The 25,713-nt window shown below is 60.1% G+C and carries 21 protein-coding genes and 1 riboswitch; of the genes, 7 read left to right on the top strand and 14 right to left on the bottom strand.

What is annotated here, in order from left to right; all coding sequences use genetic code 11:
• Positions 1-47: 47 nt before the first annotated feature.
• Positions 48-1,937 carry a phosphomethylpyrimidine synthase ThiC gene (gene thiC, locus HP062_RS23300; RefSeq protein ID WP_077747667.1) on the bottom strand — a complete coding sequence of 630 codons (1,890 nt, stop codon included), beginning with the start codon at positions 1,935-1,937 and terminating at the stop codon, positions 48-50.
• A 168-nt stretch (positions 1,938-2,105) separates the two neighbouring features.
• Positions 2,106-2,211: riboswitch (TPP riboswitch) on the bottom strand.
• A gap of 190 nt (positions 2,212-2,401) precedes the next feature.
• On the opposite strand from thiC, the gene HP062_RS23295 reads away from it, so the two are divergent.
• Positions 2,402-3,841 (top strand): TolC family outer membrane protein, encoded by a 1,440-nt coding sequence (locus tag HP062_RS23295; RefSeq protein ID WP_172792088.1) that lies wholly within the window; start codon positions 2,402-2,404, stop codon positions 3,839-3,841.
• A 147-nt stretch (positions 3,842-3,988) separates the two neighbouring features.
• Here the strand turns inward: HP062_RS23295 and waaA are convergent, their stop codons facing one another.
• The gene (waaA, locus tag HP062_RS23290; protein ID WP_010464254.1) at positions 3,989-5,269 is read right to left on the bottom strand and encodes a lipid IV(A) 3-deoxy-D-manno-octulosonic acid transferase; all 1,281 of its coding nucleotides are present in this window, start codon (positions 5,267-5,269) and stop codon (positions 3,989-3,991) included.
• On the bottom strand, positions 5,262-6,182 hold the full coding sequence (locus HP062_RS23285; protein WP_172792087.1) for a LysR family transcriptional regulator: 921 nt from the start codon (positions 6,180-6,182) through the stop codon (positions 5,262-5,264). Before HP062_RS23285 ends, waaA begins: the two co-directional genes overlap by 8 nt.
• 103 nt (positions 6,183-6,285) lie before the next feature.
• Between HP062_RS23285 and HP062_RS23280 the strand changes: the two genes are divergently transcribed.
• From HP062_RS23280 to HP062_RS23265, 4 genes are all read left to right on the top strand, one after another.
• A complete protein-coding gene (locus HP062_RS23280; RefSeq protein ID WP_010464258.1) occupies positions 6,286-6,618 on the top strand; it encodes a multidrug efflux SMR transporter in 333 nt (110 codons plus the stop codon).
• 241 nt (positions 6,619-6,859) lie between these two features.
• The gene (locus HP062_RS23275) at positions 6,860-8,035 is read left to right on the top strand and encodes an FAD-binding oxidoreductase (protein WP_077747664.1); all 1,176 of its coding nucleotides are present in this window, start codon (positions 6,860-6,862) and stop codon (positions 8,033-8,035) included.
• Positions 8,032-8,844 (top strand): aldo/keto reductase, encoded by an 813-nt coding sequence (locus HP062_RS23270; RefSeq protein WP_077747663.1) that lies wholly within the window; start codon positions 8,032-8,034, stop codon positions 8,842-8,844. Before HP062_RS23275 ends, HP062_RS23270 begins: the two co-directional genes overlap by 4 nt.
• 32 nt (positions 8,845-8,876) lie before the next feature.
• The gene (locus HP062_RS23265) at positions 8,877-9,842 is read left to right on the top strand and encodes a hypothetical protein (protein WP_010464265.1); all 966 of its coding nucleotides are present in this window, start codon (positions 8,877-8,879) and stop codon (positions 9,840-9,842) included.
• Between the two features lie 160 nt (positions 9,843-10,002).
• On the opposite strand, the gene hldE is transcribed toward HP062_RS23265, so the two are convergent.
• From hldE to HP062_RS31205, 3 genes are all read right to left on the bottom strand, one after another.
• Complete coding sequence (gene hldE, locus HP062_RS23260; RefSeq protein ID WP_010464267.1) at positions 10,003-11,424, bottom strand: bifunctional D-glycero-beta-D-manno-heptose-7-phosphate kinase/D-glycero-beta-D-manno-heptose 1-phosphate adenylyltransferase HldE; 1,422 nt, start codon at positions 11,422-11,424, stop codon at positions 10,003-10,005.
• Positions 11,425-11,597: 173 nt separating this feature from the next.
• A complete protein-coding gene (gene msbA, locus HP062_RS23255; protein WP_083375191.1) occupies positions 11,598-13,400 on the bottom strand; it encodes a lipid A export permease/ATP-binding protein MsbA in 1,803 nt (600 codons plus the stop codon).
• A gap of 33 nt (positions 13,401-13,433) precedes the next feature.
• Complete coding sequence (locus tag HP062_RS31205; protein WP_256665908.1) at positions 13,434-13,682, bottom strand: hypothetical protein; 249 nt, start codon at positions 13,680-13,682, stop codon at positions 13,434-13,436.
• Positions 13,683-13,733: 51 nt separating this feature from the next.
• Here HP062_RS31205 and HP062_RS23250 point away from each other — a divergent pair, with 51 nt between their 5' ends.
• Both HP062_RS23250 and HP062_RS23245 read left to right on the top strand, forming a co-directional pair.
• The gene (locus tag HP062_RS23250; RefSeq protein WP_256665907.1) at positions 13,734-15,416 is read left to right on the top strand and encodes a bifunctional O-antigen ligase/aminoglycoside phosphotransferase family protein; all 1,683 of its coding nucleotides are present in this window, start codon (positions 13,734-13,736) and stop codon (positions 15,414-15,416) included.
• Positions 15,416-16,633 carry an acyltransferase gene (locus HP062_RS23245; RefSeq protein WP_172792085.1) on the top strand — a complete coding sequence of 406 codons (1,218 nt, stop codon included), beginning with the start codon at positions 15,416-15,418 and terminating at the stop codon, positions 16,631-16,633. Before HP062_RS23250 ends, HP062_RS23245 begins: the two co-directional genes overlap by 1 nt.
• Before the next feature lie 101 nt (positions 16,634-16,734).
• On the opposite strand, the gene HP062_RS23240 is transcribed toward HP062_RS23245, so the two are convergent.
• The 8 genes from HP062_RS23240 to HP062_RS23205 all read right to left on the bottom strand — a co-directional run bounded on the left by HP062_RS23240 (position 16,735) and on the right by HP062_RS23205 (position 25,563).
• Complete coding sequence (locus HP062_RS23240; protein ID WP_172792084.1) at positions 16,735-17,619, bottom strand: glycosyltransferase; 885 nt, start codon at positions 17,617-17,619, stop codon at positions 16,735-16,737.
• The gene (locus HP062_RS23235; RefSeq protein ID WP_172792083.1) at positions 17,616-18,770 is read right to left on the bottom strand and encodes a glycosyltransferase family 4 protein; all 1,155 of its coding nucleotides are present in this window, start codon (positions 18,768-18,770) and stop codon (positions 17,616-17,618) included. Before HP062_RS23235 ends, HP062_RS23240 begins: the two co-directional genes overlap by 4 nt.
• Complete coding sequence (locus HP062_RS23230) at positions 18,767-19,651, bottom strand: DUF6625 family protein (protein ID WP_010464281.1); 885 nt, start codon at positions 19,649-19,651, stop codon at positions 18,767-18,769. The genes HP062_RS23235 and HP062_RS23230 overlap by 4 nt, the downstream gene beginning before the upstream one ends.
• Before the next feature lie 53 nt (positions 19,652-19,704).
• Positions 19,705-21,138 carry a PIG-L deacetylase family protein gene (locus HP062_RS23225; RefSeq protein ID WP_172792082.1) on the bottom strand — a complete coding sequence of 478 codons (1,434 nt, stop codon included), beginning with the start codon at positions 21,136-21,138 and terminating at the stop codon, positions 19,705-19,707.
• Between the two features lie 8 nt (positions 21,139-21,146).
• Complete coding sequence (locus HP062_RS23220; RefSeq protein WP_083375195.1) at positions 21,147-22,043, bottom strand: antimicrobial resistance protein Mig-14; 897 nt, start codon at positions 22,041-22,043, stop codon at positions 21,147-21,149.
• Positions 22,043-23,173, bottom strand: a complete 1,131-nt coding sequence (locus HP062_RS23215; RefSeq protein ID WP_077747654.1) for a glycosyltransferase — start codon at positions 23,171-23,173, stop codon at positions 22,043-22,045. The genes HP062_RS23220 and HP062_RS23215 overlap by 1 nt, the downstream gene beginning before the upstream one ends.
• The gene (locus HP062_RS23210; protein WP_010464288.1) at positions 23,157-24,914 is read right to left on the bottom strand and encodes a carbamoyltransferase; all 1,758 of its coding nucleotides are present in this window, start codon (positions 24,912-24,914) and stop codon (positions 23,157-23,159) included. The genes HP062_RS23215 and HP062_RS23210 overlap by 17 nt, the downstream gene beginning before the upstream one ends.
• Positions 24,915-25,227: 313 nt before the next feature.
• Positions 25,228-25,563, bottom strand: a complete 336-nt coding sequence (locus HP062_RS23205) for a YceK/YidQ family lipoprotein (RefSeq protein WP_083375197.1) — start codon at positions 25,561-25,563, stop codon at positions 25,228-25,230.
• Positions 25,564-25,713: the final 150 nt, after the last annotated feature.

Below are 25,713 nucleotides of genomic sequence, written 5' to 3'. Positions count from 1 at the left end.
TAGAAGCAAACCGCTTCTTCTTGCAGCTTGTCGCTTGTCGCTCGTGGCTAGATTTTCTTGTACAGCTGACTGCCTTCCTGCTTGAACCGCTCAGCCTGGTCCGCCAATCCCTGGGCGACTTCGGCGTCGACGGTTTCGATCCGTTGGTTAGCCGCGTATTCGCGGACTTCCTGGGTGATCTTCATCGAACAGAATTTCGGCCCGCACATGGAGCAGAAATGCGCGACCTTGGCCGAATCCTTCGGCAAGGTCTCATCGTGATACGAACGAGCGGTGTCGGGATCAAGGCCCAGGTTGAACTGGTCTTCCCAACGGAATTCGAAACGCGCCTTGCTCAAGGCATTGTCGCGGATCTGCGCGCCCGGATGCCCTTTGGCCAGATCGGCGGCATGCGCGGCGATCTTGTAGGTGATGATCCCGGTCTTCACGTCATCCTTGTTCGGCAGGCCCAAGTGCTCCTTCGGCGTCACGTAGCAAAGCATGGCGCAACCGAACCAGCCGATCATCGCCGCACCGATACCCGAGGTGATGTGGTCGTATCCCGGTGCGATGTCAGTGGTCAGCGGACCGAGGGTGTAGAACGGCGCCTCGTCGCAGCACTCGAGCTGCTTGTCCATGTTTTCCTTGATCAACTGCATCGGCACGTGGCCAGGGCCCTCGATCATGCATTGCACATCGTGCTTCCATGCGATCTTGGTCAGCTCGCCGAGGGTTTCCAGCTCACCGAATTGCGCGGCGTCGTTGGCGTCGGCAATCGAGCCCGGACGCAGGCCATCGCCCAGCGAGAAGCTGACGTCGTAGGCCTTCATGATTTCGCAGATGTCTTCGAAATGGGTGTAGAGGAAGTTCTCTTTGTGGTGGGCCAGGCACCACTTGGCCATGATCGAGCCGCCACGGGAAACGATCCCGGTGACGCGTTTGGCGGTCAGCGGCACGTAGCGCAGCAACACGCCGGCGTGGATGGTGAAGTAGTCGACGCCCTGCTCGGCCTGTTCGATCAGCGTGTCGCGGAACAGCTCCCAGGTCAGGTCTTCGGCGGCGCCGCCGACTTTTTCCAACGCTTGATAGATCGGCACGGTACCGATAGGCACCGGCGAGTTGCGGATGATCCACTCGCGGGTTTCGTGAATGTGCTTGCCGGTGGACAGGTCCATGACCGTGTCCGACCCCCAGCGAATGCCCCAGGTCAGTTTCGCCACTTCTTCTTCGATGGACGAACCCAAGGCGCTGTTGCCGATGTTGCCGTTGATCTTCACCAGGAAGTTACGGCCGATGATCATCGGTTCCAGTTCGGTGTGGTTGATGTTGGCCGGAATGATCGCGCGACCGCGGGCGATCTCGTCACGGACAAATTCAGGGGTGATGATTTTCGGCACGCTGGCACCGAAGCTGTGACCGGCGTGTTGCTGGTCCAGCAGCCCGGCGGCGCGAGCCACTTCGAGCTTCATGTTTTCGCGGATGGCGACGTATTCCATCTCGGCGGTAATGATGCCTTTGCGGGCGTAGTGCATCTGGCTGACGTTGGCCCCGGCCTTGGCGCGGCGCGGGTTGTTGACGTGGGCGAAACGCAGCTTGGTCAGTTCGGCGTCGGCGAGGCGTTCCTGGCCGAAGTTCGAGCTCAGGCCGGACAGGCGCTCGGTGTCGCCACGGGATTCAATCCAAGGCGAGCGCACATCAGCCAGGCCTTTGCGCACGTCGATGATGACGTTGGGGTCGGTGTACGGGCCCGAGGTGTCGTACACAACCACGGGTGCGTTGATCTCGCCGCCGAAGTCGGTCGGGGTCACGTCGAGGCTGATTTCGCGCATCGGTACAAGGATGTCCGGGCGGGAACCCTGGACATAGATTTTTTGCGAGCGGGTAAACGGCTGAACCGATTGTTGATCGACTTGGGCCGAGTCACTCAGGTTCGTAGTGTTTTTTAGTTTTATCGTCATCACGGGCTCTCCAGACAGCATCCAGGCAGTGGAATTTTGTCGGAGCGAACCTGTAACGAATGGACGCGACCAATCAGCCATAACGAAGCCGTTGGTGCTGTGCTCAGTGCTCGAGGGGTGTTCGATTGTCGAACAACATCCCGGACGAAGCACAAGAGGACTCGCCGGGTGACGAGAAATCTTGTTCCCTACGCAGGCGCTAACCTGATCAGGTTCAACGGGATCCGAAATTATTCGATCTCAGCCTCATAGCAAGGCACCCCGACAAGAACCCGGCCAGTCTAGACACAACTGGCAAAGAACGCCAACACCGCGGTAAACACCATGATGAATGGCGCAATTACCGGATTGTTGCCGTGCTTGGCGACAATTACACTCGCCAAGCCATGCTGCGCCTTGACGCTGTATGGGCCGCGCCGTAGCCTTGGCGCTCAAATTATCAGCGTAATTTTAGGGATGGCCTCATGCTGCGCAACCTATCACTGGCCCTTGCCGTGTCTTGTGCGTCCAATGGAATGGCCTGGGCAGCAGAAGCGCCCTTATCGACCAAAACCGATCTGGTCAGCGTCTACCAGGAAGCGGTGGACAACAACGCCGACCTGGCTGCCGCCCGTGCCCAATACGGTGCCCAGAAAGAAGTGGTGCCCCAGGCCCGCGCCGGGCTGCTGCCCAATCTCTCGGGCGGCGCCGAGCTCGCCAACGTGCGCACCACGATCGATCAGCCTTCGGCCACCGCCAACCGTAACGCTCATTCCTATCAAGCGACGTTGGCACAACCGCTGTTCCGTGCCGATCGCTGGTTCCAGTTCCAGGCCGCCAAGGACGTCAACGAACAGGCCGCGTTGCAACTCTCGGCAACTGAACAGAACCTGATCCTGCAGACAGCCGAAAGCTACTTCAACGTTCTGCGCACCCAGGACAACCTGGCCTCGACCAAGGCCGAGGAAGCGGCGTTCAAACGCCAGCTCGACCAGTCCAACGAGCGCTTCGATGTCGGCCTGTCGGACAAGACCGACGTGCTGCAGTCGCAAGCCAGCTACGACACGGCACGGGCCAACCGGATCCTCGCCCAGCGCCAGGTGGATGATGCGTTCGAAGCGTTGATCACCCTGACCAACCGCCAATACAACTCGATCCAGGGCATTGTCCACACACTGCCGATCCTGCCGCCATCACCGAATGATGCCAAGGCCTGGGTCGATACCGCGGCGAAGCAGAACCTTAATTTGCTGGCCAGCAACTACGCTGTCAGTGCTGCCGAAGAAACACTCAAGCAGCGCAAGGCGGGTCATGCACCGACCCTCGATGCCGTGGCGAAGTACGAAAAAGGTGATAACGACGCCTTGGGCTTCGGCAACCCGAACGCCTTTGGCCAGCCGTATGGCGGCAACGTCGAACAAACGACGGTGGGCCTGCAAGTGAACATCCCGATCTACAGTGGCGGCCTGATCAACTCCCAGGTGCGCCAATCGTATGCGCAACTGGACCAGTCCGAGCAGCAACGTGAATCCCTGCGCCGGCAAATCGTGGAAAGCACCCGCAACCTGCACCGGGCGGTGAACACCGACGTCGAGCAGGTGCAGGCACGCAAACAGTCGATCATCTCCAACCAGAGTGCGGTGGAAGCGACTGAAATCGGTTATCAGGTCGGCACGCGAAATATCGTTGACGTGCTGGATGCCCAGCGTCAGCTGTACACCTCGGTGCGCAACTACAACAACACCCGCTACGACTACATCCTCGACAACCTGCGTTTGAAGCAGGCTGCCGGCACGTTGAACCCGGGGGATTTGCAGGACCTGGCGCGTTATCTCAAGGCCGACTACAACCCGGACAAGGACTTCCTGCCACCGGATCTGGCGAAGGCTGCGGCGGCGCAGTTGAAGGCAAATCCAACGCAGTGAAAACCGGTTCTGTGGCGAGGGAGCTTGCTCCCGCTGGGCTGCGAAGCGGCCCCAACTCCTGCAACTCGCAGTTTCCTGACACACCGAGAAAGCCGGACTGACGACTGCTTCGCAGCCGAACGGGAGCAAGCTCCCTCGCCACAGGTATCAAGTCAAGTCGATCAACCGCCCCAACCCATCCAGTAGCCGCTGCAACGCGCCTTGATTGGTGCGCATCACTTTCAACCCAGCCTCCGCCATTCGCTGCGCATCGCGCGGCAATTCGAACAGCCGCTGCACCGCCAGCGCCAGGCCTTCGGCATCCTCCACTTCCTGCAACGCCCCGGCGCTGCGCAATTGTGCGGCGATTTCGAGGAAGTTGAACAGGTGCGGGCCGCACAGCACCGGTTTGGCCAGCGCCGCCGGTTCCAGCAGGTTATGCCCGCCGTTCGGCACCAGGCTGCCGCCGACAAACGCGCTGTCCGCCAAGGCATAAAGAAACAGCAACTCACCCATGGTGTCGCCCAGCAACACCGACGTATTAGCCGTGACCGGCTCGCCGGAGGAACGACGCACCGTGGCGAATCCCTGCTGCTGGCACAAGGCGAACACTGAGTTGAAACGCTCTGGATGACGTGGCACCAGAATCAGCAACGCATCGGGATGATTGGCCAGCAACTGACGATGGGCCGCCAGCACCACTTCGTCTTCACCTTCGTGAGTACTCGCGGCGATCCACACCGGGCGTTCCTGCGCCTGCCATTGCGCGCGCAATTCGGTGGCGCGCAGAAGCAATTGCGGATCGATGGTCAGGTCAAACTTGATCGAGCCGGTCACTTCGACAGTGTCCGCACGCGCACCCAGGTTAAGGAAGCGCTGAGCTTCGGCTTCGGTCTGCACCGCGAACAGGCTCATCTCGGCGAGCATCGGCTGGGTGAGTTTCCGGAAGCGGCCATAGCCCTTGGCCGAACGTTCGGACAATCGCGCATTGGCCAACGCCACCGCAATCCCGCGCTTGGCGCACTGATGGATGTGGTTCGGCCAGAGTTCGGTCTCCATGATTACCGCCAGTTTCGGCTGGACCCGATCGAGAAACCGTGCCGCCGCGCACGGCAAGTCGTAAGGCAAATAGCAGTGCTGGATGCGCGGCTCGTTGGCAAACAGGGCATGGATGCGCTCCGAACCGGTCGGGGTCATGCAGGTCACGGTAATCGGCAGCTGTGGATAACGTTGCAGCAGGGCGCGAATCATCGGCGCTGCGGCAATGCTCTCGCCCACGGACACCGCGTGCACCCAGATGCCGCCCGGCTTCATCGTCGGCAGGCCGAGGGAGAAGCGTTCGCCAATGCGTTTGGCATACGCCGGCGCCTTGCGCGAACGCAGCCACAGCCGAATCGCTACCAATGGCAGCCCCAAGTAAAACAGCGCGGTGTAGAGAGTTCTATTCATGGCGGCGGAGTTTATCGGTTTTTTCGCCGATCGCCCGCAAATGCACGGCAAAACGTTCTGCCAGCCAACGAGCCGCCGGGCCGAGGGGTTCATCGCGGCGCCAGACCAGCTCAACAACCAGCGCCGGCGGGGTCCATTCGCTGTCCAGTTCGACCATCAGGTCCTGATACGCCGGGTACTGCACCACGTGCCGTGGCAGCCAGGCCCAGCCGAGGCCGCGCACCAGCCATTCGGCCATCACGTAGAAGCTGTCAGCCCGCCAGACCTGCGGACTGGCCGGCTCACTGCCGGGATAGACACTGGACTGGGTGGACATCAACAGCTGGCGGTGCTGCGCCAGTTGCTGACAATCAACGCGCGCCTGTTTCGCCAGGGGATGACGCACGCCGCATACGGTGAGCATTTCGACGCTGCCGAGCACCCGACGCTCAAGCGCTTCGGGGATCTGGTCGTGATAAAACAACAGTCCCAGATCGGCCCGACGCTCGACCAGTTTGCGCGCCACATCACCTTGAGCCGCACTGGTCAGCTGCACTTCAAGGCTGGGAAATTTGTCGGCCAGGGCTGCAAAGCTTTCGATGATCGGCTGATAGGGCATCGCCTCATCCTGAGCCACGCGCAAACGCGCTTCCTGTCCGCGCATCATCGCCAGCGCCCGACCGTTCAGGCGCTCGCACTGACGCAAGACTTCCCGCGCCTCCTCCAGCAAGGCATTGCCGGCCTCGGTGAGTTTCGGCTGCCGGCCGCTGCTGCGGTCGAACAGGCTGACGCCGAGGTCTTCCTCCAGCAGCGCAATCGAACTGCTGACCGCCGACTGCGCCTTGCGCTGAACCCGTGCTACGGCAGAAAACGAACGTTGCTCCGCTACGCTGACAAACAGGCGCAGCTGCTCCAGATTCCATTGCATGCTCATGAGTCAACCCATCTTCAGAACAGATAGGTAATGACTTTACCGCATCTGGAGAATCTCTAGAATGCCGAACTCAGACAGCAACACTTCACACGAGGATGCACCTATGACCGCTTACTACTACCTGGCCATTGCCATCTGCGCCGAAGTGATCGCGACCGTTTCAATGAAAGCCGTCAAAGGCTTCAGCACCCCGCTGCCGCTGATTCTGGTGATTGTCGGTTACGGCATTGCCTTCTGGATGCTGACCCTGGTGGTGCGCAGCGTTCCGGTGGGCGTCGCTTATGCGGTGTGGGCCGGTTTGGGCATCGTGATGGTCAGCATCGCGGCGCTGTTTATCTACGGGCAGAAACTGGATGTACCGGCGATGCTGGGGATGGCGTTGATCGTATTGGGCGTCGTCGTCATCCAGCTCTTCTCCAAAACCGCTGGCCACTGACTGTCACCCCGATCCCCTGTGGCGAGGGAGCTTGCTCCCGCTCGGCTGCGAAGCAGTCGTAAATAGCCTGATGCGGTTTATCTGAATAACCGCATCGTTAGATTTTGGGGCCGCTTCGCGACCCAACGGGAGCAAGCTCCCTCGCCACAGGTCCTGCGTATAGCCTCTGTTGAGAGGCAATAAAACCTCCAATCTTCGAGTCTGTATACTGCGCCCTCGTCTTGAACACTGAGGTCGCTGCATGCCATCCGTTATTTCCACCGACGTTCTGATTGTCGGCGCTGGTGTCGCCGGCCTCTGGCTGAATGCGCGCCTGCGCCGCCAGGGTTTTTCGACCGTGCTGGTGGAAAGCGCCAGCCTCGGCGGCGGGCAGAGTGTGAAGTCCCAGGGCATCATCCACGGCGGCGCCAAGTACGCGCTGCATGGCGCCCTGACCGGTGCCTCGGAAGCCATCGCCGACATGCCACGCCGCTGGCGTGAAGCCCTTGCCGGCGACGGCGAGCTGGATCTGACCGGCGTGCGCCTGCTGTCCGAAGCCCATTACCTCTGGTCCCCTGGCACCCTCGCTGGCAACCTCACCAGTTTCTTCGCCAGCAAAGCCGTGCGTGGCCGTGTCGATCAGGTCAAGGGCGACCAACTGCCGCCGGCCCTGCAAGACAAGCGCTTCAAGGGCAAGGTTTACCGATTGGCGGAACTGGTCATCGACGTGCCAAGCCTGATTCAGCGCCTGGCCGACTTGGCCGGTGATGGCCTGCTCGCCGGTCAGAAGATCGAACCGTTGCTGGAGGCCGGGGTTCTGGTGGGCCTGAAGGTCGACGGACGTGAGATCCGCGCCCAGCGCATCGTGCTCAGCGCCGGTGCCGGCACCGCGACGCTGCTCGACGCCCTGGGGCTGAGCCAGCCCGCCATGCAGCGCCGGCCGTTGCACATGATCATCGCCAAAGGCCCGAGCCTCAAACCGCTGTATGCCCACTGCCTGGGCGGCGGCACCAAACCGCGCCTGACCGTGACCACCCATCCGGCCGCCGATGGCCAATGGGTCTGGTACATGGGCGGCGATATCGCTGAAGCCGAAGGGGTTGCCCGTGAACCCGCCGAGCAAATCGCCACAGCGCAGAAAGAACTTGGCCAGTTGCTGCCATGGATCGACCTGAGCACCGCGCAATGGGCCACCTTGCGTGTGGATCGCGCCGAACCGCTGCAATCGGGACTGACGCGCCCAGACAATGCCTTCCTTGCCGAAGAAGGCCGGCTGCTGGTCGGTTGGCCGACCAAACTGGCACTGGCGCCGGACTTCGCCGACCGGGTCATCGCGTCTTTACAGCGTGACGGCATCCAGCCAAGCCATACAGCGCCGCTGCCCGACTTGCCAAAACCACCGATTTGCGTTCCAGCCTGGGAGCAACTGCTGCCATGAGCGTAAAGACCCTGCACGACCTGCATCGCCCCCTGGGCAGCACTGGCCTGATGGTTTCGCCCCTGGGCCTGGGCACGGTAAAACTGGGCCGCGACCAAGGCGTGAAATACCCCAACGGTTTCCAGATTCCCGGCGATGACGAAGCGCGCATGCTGCTCAAACTCGCGCGCGATATGGGCATTAACCTGATCGACACCGCCCCGGCTTATGGCCGCAGTGAAGAGCGCCTCGGCCCGCTGTTGCGTGGTCAGCGTGAGGACTGGGTGATCGTCAGCAAGGTCGGCGAAGAATTTGCCGACGGCCAGTCGAGTCACGACTTCAGCGCCGCCCATACTCGACGTTCAGTGGAGCGCAGCCTGCAACGCCTGGAAACAGATGTTATCGATCTGGTGCTGGTGCACTCCGACGGCAACGACCTGGCAATTCTCAACGACAGCGAAGTCTACGCGACCCTCGCCGCGCTCAAGGCCGAAGGCAAGATTCGCGGCTTCGGTTTTTCCGGCAAAACCGTCGAAGGGGGTTTGAAGGCTCTGGAACAGGGTGATTGCGCCATGGTCACCTACAATCTGAACGAACAGAGCGAGAAGCCGGTCATTGACTATGCTGCTGCTCACGGCAAAGCCATTCTGGTCAAAAAAGCCCTCGCCAGCGGTCACGTCTGCCTGAGTCCGGGCGTGGACCCGGTGCGCGCCAGCTTCGAGTTGTTGTTTGAACATCCGGGTGTTGCCAGTGCTATTGTCGGGACCATCAATCCGCTGCACCTCGCCCACAACGTCGCGACCGTTGCCCAGGTCCTACGTAGAAACTGATGCCGCCCACGCGGCCTTAAGCAGGAGCCGACATGCCGCGCACGCTCATAAGAAAGAACCCGAGCAACTTCAAGACCCTGCCGTTGTACGTCGAAGCGACTCCCGAAGGCTTGAGCTATCAGAGCGTCGGGATGCCGCTCAATTTCTCCCAGACCCTGCAACGTCGCCGCCCGGTGACGGTGCCCGACACTGAGCGCTTCTCGCTGGAACTGGCCAACCTTGGGGTCTCGGTGCGCCTGACCCTGCATTGGCAGAATCGCGATTACTGGGTCTTGGTGCGTCAACGCCGGCAAGACCGCGGCGATGTGGTGCTCAAGTTAATCTCCGGTTACGTGCCAGCCCACGAGCTGAACCTGCCACTGCATACGGCGATCCAGGAGATCGCCGAAGAGTGCCTGCTGGAAACCCCCGAAGGCTGGCTTGGCGGACGCTTCAATGACACCTGGCTGCCGGCGCCCTACTCCTCGGCGCTGCATTATCGCGAGGCATTACCCTTTCGCCTGACGCCGTTGTCCGGCTCCGCGCGGCCTGTGCGTTGCGCCAAGATGCAGTTGATCGAACGTCCGCGGGCTTACGTGCATTTGCCGACGGCTTCGCTGCAATTGATTTATGACTTGCGCCTGGACGTACCCAAGGAAGCCAAGTCCCTGAGCCTGTTTCATGTCGATGAGCGACTGGAGGGCGATCAGCTGGTGGCCCGGCTCGATCGCAAGCGCCCCGATTTGTATTTGATGCCGCTGCAGGACGGCCAGCCGATGGCCGAGCTGTATACCTTGAAAAAGGATCAGCTGTACCCGGCGAGTACGCGCGGGCTGTACCTGGCAGAGAGTTTTGCCCAGCAGGAAGGCTGGCTGGTGCGCGATGAGCGGATTCGTTGGAAGGATTGGGTACGGCAGCAGGGGTTGAGCCCGCCGGGGAAGGATTCGGGTCTGGCCCGGTTACGCGGGAAGGCGAAGCAATTGCTGAAGAAGATTGTGCCGCGTAAGGCAGTGCGATAGGAACAAGAGCGCTTGTGTGGCGAGGGAGCTTGCTCCCGCTCGGCTACGCAGTAGCCGCACCGGCTAACGAGTATTCCCTGAAATCACGCGGTGTATGGTTTTGGGGCCGCTTCGCAGCCCAGCGGGAGCAAGCTCCCTCACCACAGGGACCGCGTCGTCTTCAGTTATTGCGGATTTTTTCGACTATTGCGGTAGTCGAGCTGTTTGCCACCAGCCCCAGTACTTTCACGGTTCCGCCGTAAGCGGTCACGATGTCCGCGCCGACCACCTGGTCGATCCCGTAATCCCCGCCCTTGACCAACACGTCCGGCTTGACCTCGCGCAGCAGGTTTTCAGGGGTGCCTTCAGGGAAGCTGATCACCCAATCCACGGCGCCCAGACCGGCCAGTACGGCCATGCGACGGTCGACGCTATTGATCGGACGACCCGGCCCTTTCAGGCGGCTGACCGAGGCATCGTCGTTGACCGCAACGATCAGACGATCGCCTTGGGCGCGTGCCTGCTCGAGGTAAGTCACGTGGCCGGCGTGCAGGATGTCGAAGCAGCCGTTGGTGAAAACAATCTTCTCTTTATGTGCTCGCGCATCGTCAACCGCCAGCAGCAACTGCTCAAGGCCCAGCACACCGCGCTCGGAACCTTCTTCGCGCTGGATGGCACGACGCAGTTCCGGGGCACTTATCGCCGCCGTACCGAGCTTGCCGACGACGATGCCCGCCGCCAGATTGGCCAGGGCCACCGCGTGTGGCAGCTCTTCGCCCGCGGCAATCGCGGCCGCCAGCGTGGAAATCACCGTGTCGCCGGCACCGGTCACGTCGAACACTTCACGCGCTCGAGCCGGCAGGTGCAGCGCCGGATGGTCCGGGCGCAACAAGGTCATGCCGTGCTCGCCACGGGTCACCAGCAACGCGCCGAGGTCAAGGTCGTGCATCAACTGCGCGCCCTTGCTGACCAGCTCATGCTCATCGGCGCAACCGCCAACGATGGTTTCGAATTCGCTGAGGTTCGGCGTGATCAAGCTCGCGCCACGGTAGATCGAGAAGTCCTTGCCCTTGGGATCGGCCAGCACCGGAATGCCACGGGCACGGGCGGCCTGGATCAGCACCTGATGGTTTTTCAGTGCGCCTTTGCCGTAGTCGGACAGCACCAGCACCTTGATGCCTTCGAGCAGTTCGTCGACCTGCTCGCCCAGCGCCAGGGCGTCGGTGGCGAAGGGTTCTTCGAAGTCGATACGCAGCAATTGCTGGTGACGGCTCATGACCCGCAGCTTGACGATGGTCGGCTGGTGCGCAATGCGCTGGAACAATGCCCGCACGCCAGCGCCCTTGAGGCTATTGGCCAGGCTGTCGGCAGCTTCATCGTCGCCGGTCACGCCGACCAGCGAGGCCGGTGCGCCGAGGGCGGCAATGTTCAACGCAACGTTGGCGGCACCGCCCGGGCGGTCCTCGATTTGCTCGACCTTGACTACCGGCACCGGCGCCTCAGGGGAAATCCGTGAGGTACCACCATGCCAGTAACGGTCGAGCATGACATCGCCGACCACCAAGACAGGGGCTTGATCGAATCGCGGCATGGACAACTTCATGGAGCAACCCACATACAAAATGAACAGGGGCGCGATATTACCACAGGGTTGGCACTGGCTTGCGCGACGGCTGCAACGGGATGATTCGACAGGCAAATCTGATCATTTATTGAGCAGAAATACTGATAACTGATACAAATCACCGGGCGCATTGCACGCCCGGTGAACAAGGGTCAGGCGATGTCTTCCGCCGGGGCGTCGAGGCCCATGGCATTCAGTCGGGCGTAGTAGCCATTGTGCGCCAGGAGTTCGGCATGGGTGCCGCGCTCGACGATCCGGCCCTGGTCCATGACCAGAATCAGGTCCGCCTTCTCGATGGTCGACAAGCGGTGAGCGATCACCAGGGTGGTCCGGCCTTTCATGACCTGGTCCAGTGCCGCCTGTATATGCCGCTCGGACTCGGTATCGAGGGCCGAAGTGGCTTCGTCGAGAATCAGCAACGGAGCGTTCTTCAACAACGCACGGGCAATCGCCAGGCGCTGGCGCTGACCGCCGGACAGCAACACGCCGTTCTCGCCGACCTGAGTGTCCAGGCCTTCGGGCAACTGCGCGATAAAGTCCATCGCATAGGCGTCTCTTGCCGCTTTTTCGATGTCTTCACGGGGCGCCCCCGCCAGATCGCCATAGGCAATGTTGTTGGCCACGGTGTCGCTGAACAGGGTCACGTGCTGGGTCACCTGGGCGATGTGCTTGCGCAGGTTCAGCAATTTGTACTGCTCCACTTCAACGCCATCGATCAGGATCTCGCCTTTGTCGTGGTGATAGAAACGCGGAATCAGGTTGGCCAGGGTCGACTTGCCGCTGCCCGAACGCCCGACCAGTGCCACCATTTGCCCCGGCTCGACCGAGAAACTGATGTCGTCGAGTACCTGGCGATCGGTGTCCGGGTAAGTGAAGCTCAAGTGGCGCACGTCCAGACGACCGCTGACGGCATCACGCTCGACCGTGCCGGTATCGATTTCCGGCGCGACGTCCAGCTGCTCGAAGATGCTCTCGGCACCAGCCACACCTTTCTGGATGGTCGAGCTGACTTCGGACAATTGACGGATCGGCTTGGGAAGCAGGCCGGCCAGGGTGATGTAGGCGACCATGTCACCGGCCGACGCATCGCCGCGCAGGTACAGCACCAGGAACATCAGCACCGCCATGGCGCTGTAGATCACCAGTTGCAGCAACGGCGTATAGATGGCGCCGGTACGGGTCATGCGCAGTTGTTTGTCAGTATTGCCCTGGCTGGCCTCGTAAAAGCGCTTTTCTTCGTAGACTTCGCCGCCGAAGCTGCGCACCACGCGATAGCCCTGGATGGTTTCCGAAGCCACGTGCGTCACGTCGCCCATGGCCAACTGGATTTTCTTGCTTTGCTTGCGGAATTTCTTGCTTGCTGTGCGCACCATCACCGCGATCAACGGCAGGATCGCAACCATCACCAGCGTCAGCTTCCAGTTCATGAACAGCAGCGAGGCGAACAGGAAGATGACCGTCATGCCTTCTCGGATTACGACCTTGATCGCATCTGTGGCCGCCCCAGTGACCATCGTCACGTTGAAGGTGATACGTGAAATCAGATGACCCGAGTTATGCTTGTCGAAATACCGATTGGGCAAAACCAGCAGGTTATTAAACAACTGCACACGTAAATCATGGACCAGCCCGAGGGAAACCTTGGCCAGAAAGTAGTTGCCCAGATAAGATCCCAGCCCCTGCCATGCGGCGATCAGGATGATCAGCAACGGCACCGCCTGCAGCAGTTGCAGGTCTCGCAGGTAAGGCACGGTTGGAAACAGCACTGCCTCGGGGTTGGACAGGCCGTCGACGAAGTACTTTAGGATGTAGCCGAGCATTGGCTGCGTCGAAGCGAAAATCAGAAAACCGACGATGCTGATCAGAAACAGGCTGATATACGGCCGGACATAGCCGAGCAGGCGGAAGTAGATTTTCAAGCTCGAAGGGCTTGCGGAGAGACTGGAGTCGGTCATATCACGCGAATGTCGATAAAAAGGACGCTGACTTTAGCACAGCTTCCTCAGGGTTCTGGCAATCGCATAAAGGCTGTTATTGTTACGCGTCAGATTAAGCATCAAATAGCCATCGCTCCAAAATGGCCGATCAACTTCAGGATTGAATCTCTCAGCATGCAACTCAGCGGTTTCAATAGCGTGTCCAATCGAGTCTTCGATTTCATTTGCCTCTGGATTCTTCCGGTCGGCTACTTTTTGCTTTTGTGCGCGCTGTTTTTCCTGCCGGGACGAAGTCTGCATCACAAGCTTTTTTATGGCCTGTTCAGCATTCCAGCGCTGATTGCCCTTTGCTTGCGGCCCCGTGAATTCAAGGAATTGCTGCGCGAACCGATCTTCGTCGCAGTGCTGGTGTTCGCAGCCTGGGCGCTGGTGAGTTTGTGCTGGGGTCCTGAAAACAAAAGCATCGGTCAGTTCAAGCCGCCACTGCATACATTGTTGTTGTTTGCAGGCTGTTACTTGCTGGTGCGTTATCGCAGTGAAATCGTTCAGCCGCTGTTGTTCAGCGCCTCGATGGTCGCCCTGATCGGCACGGCTTACTACTTATGCCTCTTTGCTCGAATCTACGAGCCCGGGCTGCGGCTGATAGGTGGCGGCGCGTTCGACAATCCTTTGCTCAGTTCTCACATCTTCGGCTTTTTTTGCGCGTACTGGCTGAGTTTGAGCATGACCTGCAAGTGCCAGAAAGTGCTCTGGCTGAGCATCCCGGCGATGGCCATCATGTTCGCTGCGGTGCTTGAAACGGGGTCAAGAACGCCTCTGGTTGCACTGACGTTGGCGTCACTGTGGCTGAGTTTCATTTGTTGGGGTCGCAGGTCCGTGGTCTTGCTCGGCGCGCTGCTCATCAGTGGGGCAACGGTGACCGTACTGTTCTCGCAGATGATCATCGAACGCGGCGACTCCTATCGCTTTGAAATCTGGCAGTTGGCCCTGAACAAAATTGCTGATCACCCGTGGATCGGTCATGGCTATAACGCGGACCTGGCCATCGACCCTGGGGTTGGTACGAATTTTCAGGAGCCTCACAGCTTTGTATTGGGCGTGCTCTATTACGTCGGCATTCTCGGCCTTCTGCCGTGGTTGTTCTTTCAAGCCTGGGGTTTGCTGAGCAGCTGGCGCCATCGCGTGCAACCGCTGTTCATCATTGCGTCCACCTGGCTGGTATTCGGCATCGGCGCGGGTTTGACCGAAGGTGGCGGGATCATTTCCCGACCGAAGGAACACTGGTTCCTGCTGTGGATTCCGTTGGCGCTGATCGCTGCGCTGAGCATTAACCAGCGCGCCAAACGTTTATTGGCGATGCCGGTCAAGTCACTGAAATCGACCGTCATGCATACGATGACTGCCAATGCGCAGGTGATTGAAGAAGATGGTCTGGGCCCCAAAGTGCTGCGTCTGGTCGATGGCAGCTTCCTCAAGCTGTTCCGGCGACGCCGCTGGTACACCTCGGGTAACTTCAACCCATATTCCGAACGCTTTGCGGTCAACAGTGAGCAATTGCGCAACCTCGGCATTCCCACCCCCCAAATCCTTGACCTGTATCGGCTCGACGATGGCAGCAGCGCCGTGCACTACTCGCCACTGCCGGGCAATACGTTGCGTCAGGTGCTGCAAGGCATTACCGCACCGGCGGTACGTCAGGCGCTGGTGGAGCGGTTCGGCAAGTTCATGGCGCAACTGCATGAACAGGGCGTCTATTTCCGCTCGCTGCATCTGGGTAACGTACTGGTGTTGGAAGATGGCGAGTTCGGCCTGATCGATGTCGCCGACATGCGCATCTATCCTTCGTCGCTGAGCCTGTCCCTGCGTCAGCGTAATCTGCGCCATATGCAGCGCTACACGGTGGATAAGCGCTGGTTGTTCGAAGACCATTTCGAAGCACTGCTCCAGGGATACGCCATGATGGCGTCGAAATCCGCTGTCGATAACCTGCACAGGCAAGTGCTGGCCGGGAGTTCCCCGGCTCGGACTCAATGATGACTGAAACCAATCCGTTCATTGCGCTGGCAGCCTACCTGCTGGCCATCGTGACCGCCGCCCTGTTGTTGCGCGCCGTTCCGAAAATCACCCGTCACCTGGAGCATTCCGGCGAAAGCCGCTATGCCAGCATTGACGGACTACGCGGCTATCTGGCGTTTGGTGTGTTCGTGCACCATTCGATCATCACCTGGATCTTCCTGCGCACCGGCGTTATCGAATTTCCGCCAAGCAACTTCTACTCGCAGCTGGGCCAGGGAAGCGTCGCGCTGTTTTTCATGATCACCGGTTTTCTGTTCTGGAACCGATTGCTCACTCAGGGACGTCAACACGACTGGCTGGCCTTCGCAGTCTCTCGGGTGTTTCGCCTCTACCCGTTGTACCTGCCGTTGATGCTGATTGTATTTGTCACGGTGTTCTATTTGCAGGACTGGGAACTCAAGGACCCCGGCATCCGACTGGCCGGGCAGATACTGGCCTGGCTGACGTTCGACCGGCCGGACGTCAACCAGTACCACCAAACCGGCATGCTGATCTCCAACGTCACCTGGACCCTGGGCTACGAGGTGTTTTTCTATCTGGCGCTGCCATTGGCCGGCATGGTCTTCATTTATCGCGGCAGCTGGCTGCAAGTGGTGCTGTGCCTGATCGGCATTTACGCTCTGTACCAATTGGTCGGGTGGGAGCACTCACTGAAGAAGCACTTTCTGGCGAGTTTCCTGGGCGGCATTGGTGCGGCGTACTGGATACGCCGCCCACACTTGATGGCCTGGGGTCAGACGCGACAGGCGGGGATTATCGCGTTGCTGGCGCTGGCGATTGCCTTTACGGCATTCAACCGCGCGTTCAACCTGCTGCCACTGCTGCTGCTTTCCCTGTTTTTTGTCATCGTGGCCTCTGGAAACACCCTGTTCGGCGCTCTCAAGCCGCGCAGCATCCGCTGGCTCGGGGAAATCAGCTACAGCACCTATTTGCTGCACGGGTTCGTGCTTTGGGTGATGGTGCAACGCCTGCCGCTCGTGATGGACCTGGACGCTCGTGACACCTGGACCTATCTGTCGCTGCTGGCCGTATGCACGTGCCTGCTGATTGTCATCAGTAGCCTGACGTTCTTGTACATAGAAAAGCCAGGCATGTCGGCCGGCCGCAAACTCTTGCAGTGGCTGCGCCAAGGCAAAAAGGCCGAAAAGAGCCTGACGGAGAAGGTCGCTCGCTGAAGCGATCAGCCCCCTTTCCAAAGCTGATAACGCATCCTCTGTAGCAGCTGGCACAACCGAACGCAGGTTTCGCCAGCTGCTGCACAGATCGCGATACGACCTTAGTCTTTTTCCAACGGCGAGAAATACAGCCGCCCCAGACCGCGCCAGGTCTTCTTGTTCCAGGCCCTGAACGGGATCTGCGCCAGCAGCTCGCGGGCGAGCTTGCGGTCACGGTTGGCGGTCTTGAGGAACATAGAACTGAGGAACTTGTAACGCACCTCGTCGTACAGCGGATGATCGCTGAACAGCGCGTAGGAGCGCAGGATGTTGTCGACCATGAAGCGGTGGTTCTTATAGGAGTTGGTGGCGTGCTTGCGATAGCGCGCCATCAGCACATTCAGGCCATCGATAAAGTAACCGGCACGGGTCACCTTCAGCTCGATCAGCAAGTCTTCCAGTCGGATGTTCGGATCGAACCCACCCACCTTGTCCAGCGCTTCCCGGCGGATCATCAGGGTTGGTGCGGGCGGATAGGGTTTGCGCTCCAGGAACATGTCATCGAAATCCAGACGACGGAACGGCACATCACGGCGCTGACGCTTCTCCGGATACAGATTGCCGTCGGCGTCGATCAGCTCGATGTTGCCGGCGCAGATACCGACCTCGGGCTTGCCATCCATGTACGCCACCTGAGTCGCGATGCGCTCCGGCAGCATGATGTCGTCGGAACCGAATGGCACGATCAGACTGCCCTTTGAACGGGCAATGGCGGCATTGAGCGTGTTGGTCAGCCCCTGGTTCTGCTGAACCTGGAAATCGAAACCGTACTGCGCCTGCAACACCTTGATCCGCTCGACGCTGTCATCCTTGGAGCCGTCGTCGACCACCAGCAGCTCGATGTTCTTATAGGTCTGGTTGAGGACGCTGAGAATGCTTTCCTCGATATAGGGAGCGTGGTTATACGACGCGATGATGACAGTTACTAGAGGTTGCGCATCGCTCATGGTTGTTCCTTGCGGGCCTGTTCCAGGCCGGAGTCGATCAGGTTCAGGTATTCCTGGCGGAACACCTCGATGTCATGTTGTTCCTGGAGATAACGGAAGGACTGCTCGCCCTTGACCTTGAGCTCGTCATCCGACAGCCCGAGGTAGTTATCCAGTGCCGTGATCAGGCTCGGCACGTCTTTTGGCGTAATCGCCAACCCGCCGGCACCTTCGATCAACGGCAGCATGGCCGGCACGTTGGAGGCGATCACCGGCAGGTGCCCGCTCATGCCTTCGAGCAGCGCCAGTCCCAAGCCTTCAGCCAGGGACGGCATGGTCCAGATGTCGAACGCGCGAATGTACTGCAAGGCGATTTCCTTGAAGCCCAGCAGGTGCGCGCGGCCGGTCAGGCCCAGGCTTTCGATTTCGGATTTCAGGCGCGACTCTTCGCGGCCGGCACCGATGATCGCCAACTGGGTATTGGGGTATTTGTCTTTGAGGGCAGCAAAAGCCTGCAACAGATAGGTGTGCCCCTTGACCGGTACCAGACGACCCAGCGCCCCGATCAAGCGCACCGACGGATCGATGCCCAGCAGTTCACGGGCACGCTCGCGGCTGTGCTGCAAGCCTTCGGCCTGCTCGATGTCGATGGCGTTGGTAATGGCGTAGGTATTCTGGTCGGTGAAACCGCAGTCACAGTCCAACAGGTACTGCTTGACTGCCGGCGACACACCGACGAAGCGCCAGTGACGATCGATCAGGCGCTGGGTCTGGCGGCGCCGGTAAAACCGGTCGTACTCGCCAAAACCGTGGGAAATGCCGATGCACAGCGGGACCTTCAACCAGCGGTTGAGCGTCAGCATCATGTTTACCGGCTTGAAGCGGTTACAAATCACCACGTCGAATTTTTCTGCGCGGCAAAACTTGTACAGCTGCCACATCGCCCGCAGGCGCATGCCCTTGAGGGACTTGTCGGAAAACTCGAAGTACACCGAACGGTCGGCCCGGCTCACAGCCTCGCCCGGCCCGGGTTTGCCACGCAGGAATGCCGCCGTGACCTCATAGCGATCACTCGGCAGCGCCTTGACGATCTGCTCCGCGAGGTCGGCAAAATCATGGGCTTTGACGTTGTAGTCAGGCTGCAATTGCAGAACCTTTGACCGTTGACTCATAACTCTCCCCGGTGAAAACCTGTCGCATCGATGACCCAGGCCGGTTCGGCGGCAATACGCCTGACCTCGGCTGGATCGGGTGGAGGTAACCGTGACCACTCGTTGCGTTTCCAGCAAACAAAATGGAAGTACGGAAACCGGCGATCGCCATCGCGATCATTACTCAAACAGCCATTACGCCAATACCAGCGTTGCGGAAAATCATCAGTGCCGTCGTGCCACTTGATGCAGCCACCCGGCGTGCTGAACGCCTCGGTGAATTCGCTGCGCCGACGCCACGGATTGAACTTGCCCACCAAAGTGAACAAAGGCTCGGGGAAATTCTTGCGCCAGAGAAAGATCCGACTGAATGCGCCCTCGTCCAGCGCATGATGCTCCTGATCGGTGAAGCGCTTTCGCCAGTCCTTCATCTGCATGAACAACTCACGTTTGCGGGCGTTGTTGCGCATCAGGCAGAGATGCCCTGCTACCCGCCGCTCGTGAGTCGAGAACAGGTCATAACCGGCCAGACGATCAGGGGTGAAGTAACTTCGCAGGTCACCATACACCAGATCAATATCGCCGAACCCCCAGAAGTCATAGCCTTGCAAGCGGTCGGCATGAATATGCCCCAGCGCCGGCTTGATGTCGCAAAGCTTGTAAGCTGTATCCGGTGCAAAATCGATGCCCAGCCGTTTTGACACCAACCCGCAGTATTCGCTGAACGTCATGAACTCGACGGTGACGTTGGGTGGCAGGTTATCGGGCGTGCCGCAATCGCTGAACAGCAACCAGTCGATATCGGCATTGCGACGACAACTTTCCAGGAAAAACGGCATCCAGAACGGCCATTGGCCGAAATACGGAATCAGAAAAACAATGCGCGGGCGTGGGTTGATCACAGAAGAATCACTGCAGTGGTTTAAGACGCGGCCATGCTAGACAGCGAAGTGCTTCATTTCTGCTGTCGAGATGTTTCATCATGATTCAAAAGCCATAACAATTCATGACGTCTGACCGCCTTGCGAAAAAATTCGTTTTCGCCATAAAGGGGCGGCACTCTACGGGCCAGCAGACGCTGTATCAACCGACGCAAACGTCGCTTGAACGGCATGGGCGGTTGCAGGTCGTGCATCATGCCCAGTGCCATGGCTTTATCACGCTGAAGGTCCAGCGACAGCGGCAGGCAGCAAGGCTGCATCGGTGTGGTCGAGTCGAAGGCCGGCGGCAGCGCGATGCCATGCCCCGCATCGCCCATCGGCCAGCGATCGTTATCGTGCAGATGATTGGCGTAGCCGAGCAAGGTGGTCGGTTGCCATTCCAGGCCTCGCAAGGCTTCGAGGACCGCTTGCTGGGCACAGAGATGATCGGGATGCGGGTCGAGCGTCGGGTGCGGCAGCACGATCACTTCAGGGCGCGCGCGCAGTATCAGTTCACGCAGATCGGCCAGCAGGTTGTTCCAGGTCGGAGCACCGTCGACGTCGCCCGGCAGGGCAAATGGATTCAACTGGCGATACACGCGGGTGTCGCTCAATTCGGCTTCGCGGGAACCCATCGGCTTCGCCGGTGCGGCCTGCATCGCAGCCAGTTGCAGGCAGAAATAACCCAGTTGCACGCAATGCGCTTCAGGCACGCCAGCCCAACGCGGCACAGCGATGCTGTCCCAGGCGCGCAAACGGCCCTTGAGCCGCGCCGCCTCGACCTTGTTCAGGCCGATCTGCTGATAATGCTCGGCTTCGATTTCACCGGCGGTGAGGGTCACGATCCAGGCTTCATCGGCCTGGCTGTATAAACCATAGGCGGCCAGTTCGGCGTCATCGGCATGAGGGGCGATCACCATTACGCGCTGGCGGCGGTAATCCGGTTGTTCCAGCGCCCACAGCACAGGCTCACCGAGCAAGCGGCAGAAGCGTCCGCGCAGGCGCAACTCGCCCCGCGACAATACTTGCGCCTGACCACTGAGGTTCAGGTAACGCAGGCCATTCACACCGCGTTCAAAGGTTTGTCGATCCGGGTTTTCGCCACCCAGCAACTCGACCACCGGGTCGATAAAGCGCCCCAGCCACGTGCTTTTTACCCGCAGCGCCAACACCAGCGTTGCGTCGTCGACCAGCATCACGCCTTCGTCCAGGCGCAAACACTCACCGTCCAGATGCACCTTGGGCTGCGGGGTGTAGGGCGGGAAGCTGTATTGGTAATCGTCTTTGGGCGAATAGAACAAATGGTCGGCGAACCATGCCTCGTGGGCAATCCAGCCCAGCACCGCGAGTACCAGCGGCAACCACCACGCCACCAGCACGCCGATGGCAATCAACAGCACCAGTGCGATCAACAGACCGATGCGTTTGTTGCGCCGATGGCGCTTGAGCAGTTGCTGTTTGCGGCTCATGGGTTCACTCACACGGTGAAGACCGGCACGGGATTGCACCAGCGGTCCTTGTATTCCCGGTCGGCGCGGCCGAAGGAGAACCGCAAGGGTTTACCCAGGGCGCGGGCGTGTTCCCAGGCACTTTGGGTATTGAGAAAACTCAGCACGCTGCCGGGGCTGAACTCTCGCGTTTCGGGATCGACACCCCCATTGATGTACTCGACGCTGATCCACTCCGGCGCCTCGACGCGGTACACCAGTTGAATCGCAATCGGCGCATCGTTGAGGAAAATCACCGAGCCGATCAGCAAGTCCCGCAGCAGCTCGATCACCTCGCCCATGCGCTCGGCGCCGGTGGCCGGGAAGCCCCAGCGACGCTGGAACAGGTCGCAATAGATCGCGCCCAGCTCAGCGCTGGAAAACTCGGCGACCGGCCGCACCACCCCGCCCGCCTCTTCCAGCAGACGCAATTCACGGCGCTGGTTGTAGCGAAACTTCTTCGACAACTCTTCGGGCGTGCGGGCCATCGCCAGTTGCTCAGTCTGCAGCTTGATGCCGGTGAAACGGCCTTCGTTGAGCGCCGACAAATAACGTCCGCGATGGCGCAGCGGCGCCTGCGCATCAGCGGCGGCCGGCAGGATCAACTCGGCATTGCCGAGGTCGAACAGGCCTTTTTTACCACGGCGCTTGAGTACATCTTTGGACAGCGCCAGGTCGCGGCCCCAGGTCGGGATGGCGGCTTTAACTTCACCGTTTTTTTCCCAGGCCAGGTAACGCACCGGGATCCCGGCCAACTGTGCCAGACGTTCAACTACCAGAGGATGGGTCGCGACGCTGCCGCCAAAACGTTGCCAGGCCTGTGCATAAGTCGAGGCGTCGACCACCGCCCAGCCCCGTTCGCGCCAGCCTTGAAATCGGTTGAGCATCAGCCCCTCGGTGCCAGTTCAGTGACGTGCGGCAAATGCCAGAAAGCATCGCGTACCGCGCGGTCGGAGAAACGCTCACGCAGGCGATCGAGCATCAGCTCGGCACACTGGTGACGTTGCTGGTCGTCCATCGCGGCCAGGTGTTGCAGCCCTTGGGCCAGGTGTTCGGCATCGCCCAACGGGAACAGAATGCCCACGCCTTCGACGACCTCCTTGGCCCCACCGCACGCGGTGGCGAGCAACGGTACACCGGCGGCCATGGCTTCGAGCAGCACCATGCCGAACGGTTCGTGATCAGAACTCAGGGCAAACACATCGAAGGCACGGAAGTAACGACGGGCATCCGGCACCTGGCCGAGGAACAGCACGCGGTCGCCGATACCCAGCTCCCGGGCCAGGGCCTTGAGGTCCTCCTCCAGGCGACCACTGCCGAGGATCACCAGTTGACTGTTGCCCGGCAAGCCCGGCAATGCCTCGGCAAATCCGTGCAGCAGCGTGGTCTGGTCTTTGTCTGGGTGCAGCCGTCCGACGTTGCCGACAATCCAGGCATCCGCCGACAGGCCGAGGGTTTCCCGGGCCTCGCGCACCGACACCTGGCTGGTTTGCAACGCCGGCACATCGACCCGGTTATACAGCGTCTGAATCCGCCCGGCCGGCCATTTCGGCAGGCAACGGCGCATGTCGTCACGCACCGCATCGGAGACCCCGAGCAGGCTCAGGCGCTTGCGGAAAATATGCGCGAACAGTTTGCGGGTGCCGCGTTTGTAATCGCCAAACGCGTGATGCACACCAATCACCGGCAGCGAGGTGCCGAGCAAGGCGATGTAGATCGGCTTGAAGCGGTGAGCAATGCAGAAACTGAAATTGCGCGAGGCGGCGATCTTGCGCAGATCGCTGATGGCGCCCAGCTTCAGGCCACGAATGGCCTTGGAGCTGTATTCCATGAACAGCACTTCATCGGAAGCGCAGTTCGCGGCGACTTCGCTATCGGCGGCCCCGGTCAAAAAGACCGTGGTCACCCGATAACCGGTCCCCGCGAACAGGCTGGCGTACTGCCGGGCGCAGTCCAGGAACGGCCCGTCATAGCCGTGGCAGAACTGCAACACATGGCGTTCAGCCGAGCGTGTCATAAGCGTTGGCGCCCTCTTTGACCACCAGGATGTCTTCCATGATCAGATACTGTAGATCGGAACCGAAGAACATGTTCAGCGCGTCGGTCGGCGAGCAGATCATCGGCTCGCCACGACGGTTGAGCGAGGTGTTCAGCGACACGCCGTTGCCGGTCAGCACTTCCAGCGCCTTCATCATGTCGTAATAACGCGGGTTGTATTCGCGCTTGAGCACCTGGGCCCGGGACGTGCCGTCTTCGTGGACGACTTCCGGCACGCGGGTCTTCCATTCTTCAGCCACTTCGAAAGTGAAGGTCATGAACGGCGCCGGGTGATCGATCTTGATCATCTGCGGGGCCACGGTGTCGAGCATCGACGGGCAGAAAGGCCTCCAGCGCTCGCGGAACTTGATCTGGTGGTTGATGCGGTCAGCCACGCCGACAGCGCTCGGGCAACCGATGATCGAACGACCGCCCAAGGCCCGCGGACCGAACTCCATGCGGCCCTGGAACCAGGCTACCGGGTTACCGTCGACCATGATTTTGGCGATGTTTTCCGGCATGTTTTCGAGTTTGCGCCAGACCGGCTTGCTCGGATGACGGGCGCACGCGGCGACCACGTCTTCGTTGCTGTACGACGGGCCGAGGTAGACGTGTTCCATCTTCTCGACCGGCACGCCACGGGCATTGGACACGTAGGCTGCTGCGCCGACTGCGGTGCCGGCATCGCCGGAAGCAGGCTGTACGAACAGCTCCTTGACGTCGTCACGGGCGATGATTTTCTGGTTGAGCTTGACGTTCAACGCACAGCCACCGGCGTAGGCCAGTTTGCCGGTTTCCTTGAGCACGTCGCCCAGGTAGTAGTCGATCATCTGCAGCGCAATTTTTTCGAACAGCGCCTGAATGCTGGCGGCGTAGTGGATGTACGGCTCGTCGGCGATGTCGCCTTCGCGCTTCGGCCCCAGCCACTCGATCAGCTTCGGCGAGAAGTAGTAACCCTTGCCCTTCTCTTTATAACGGCGCAGGCCGATCACGTTGGCGTAGTCGGTGTTGATCACCAGTTCGCCGTTCTCGAACGAGGCCAGACGCGAGAAATCGTATTTGCTGGCATCGCCGTACGGCGCCATGCCCATGACCTTGAACTCACCGTCCAGCATGTCGAAACCGAGGAACTCGGTGATCGCGCCGTACAGGCCGCCGAGGGAGTCCGGATCAAAGAATTCCTTGATCTTGTGGATCTTGCCGTTTTCGCCATAACCGAAGAAGGTCGTGGCGTACTCGCCCTTGCCGTCGATCCCGAGGATCGCGGTTTTCTCTTTGAAACCCGAGCAGTGATAAGCGCTGGAAGCGTGGGCCAGGTGGTGTTCAACCGGCTCGATCTTGATTTTCTTCGGATCGAAGCCCAGTTGCTCCAGGCACCAGACGATCTTGTTGCGATAGCGCTTGTAGCGACGGTTGCCCATCAGGATCGCGTCGAGTGCGCGGTCCGGGGCGTACCAGTAACGCTTGGCGTACTGCCAGCGAGCCTTGCCGAAAATGCTGATCGGGGCGAACGGAATCGCGACCACGTCAACGTCGGACGGCTTGATGCCTGCCTGCTCCAGGCAGAACTTCGCCGATTCGTAAGGCATGCGGTTCTTTGCATGTTTATCGCGTACGAAGCGCTCTTCCTCAGCCGCCGCGACCAGCTTGCCGTCGATGTACAAGGCTGCTGAAGGATCATGGCTAAGGGCGCCGGACAGGCCAAGAATCGTCAATGCCACAGGGGTCTAGCCTCTTTAGTCTGCATTCAGGCGACAAGCGCCTCAAAAATTGATGTGCCCCTCGCAAGGGGCGAGAGACAGCTAAAGGGCGGGATTATAGCTTAAAAGCGACGGCAAGCCTCTAGCGGGAAGTGGCAAGCAGCAAGCTCACGCGTTGACAGCAGAAAGACGTCGACATAGGCTCCTGCTCAAATGGACTGGGAGATCCCGGTCGGCGCTATAGCCTCGGTGAGTTCATCGGGGCTTTTCGCTTTCTGAAACAGGGAAAACCTGTTTCAGGACTAGACACATCACCCGCCGGATTACAAAAGCGCTACCCGCGGCCTGCTCGCCAGTAAATACTCAGATTGCCGTCGATAGCCTGGCGGTAAATCGTATAGGGCAAGGAAACGGTGTCCATGACCCCTGACAGGGTCAGGTCCAGCAACACAAAGGGGACGAGGAAGCCGGTGGGATCTGGCGGGGCATTCAGGATGCAGAAGTCGTAGGCCAGGCCGCTGTAGATGCGGGGGATGGACTGGCAGTAGGTTTTTTGTTTTCGCAGGCCGCGAGCGGCGTCTTCGTCATCTTGCAGCACCGTCAGCGCGGTCCCGCATCCCGATAAAGCCAGTGAGAATGTACCGATTGCAACAGCCGTTTTTATGGTCAAGGTTTGCCCTCCGTGAACGTCAGGCGAAACTAGCATCGCGGCTCTTCAGCGCACAGTTCACGGGGTCTGGGGATCATGTAGGACGGTTCACAAGAACTTGTCCTCTTAATCTCGGGTGTCTGTTCTGGCCCCATCGCGAGCAGGCTCGCT

The organism is Pseudomonas sp. B14-6, assembly GCF_013260315.1.
Classification (GTDB): domain Bacteria; phylum Pseudomonadota; class Gammaproteobacteria; order Pseudomonadales; family Pseudomonadaceae; genus Aquipseudomonas; species Aquipseudomonas mandelii.
Note: the sequence above shows the minus strand (reverse complement) of the source record. Positions and strands in the feature narration are given on the sequence as shown.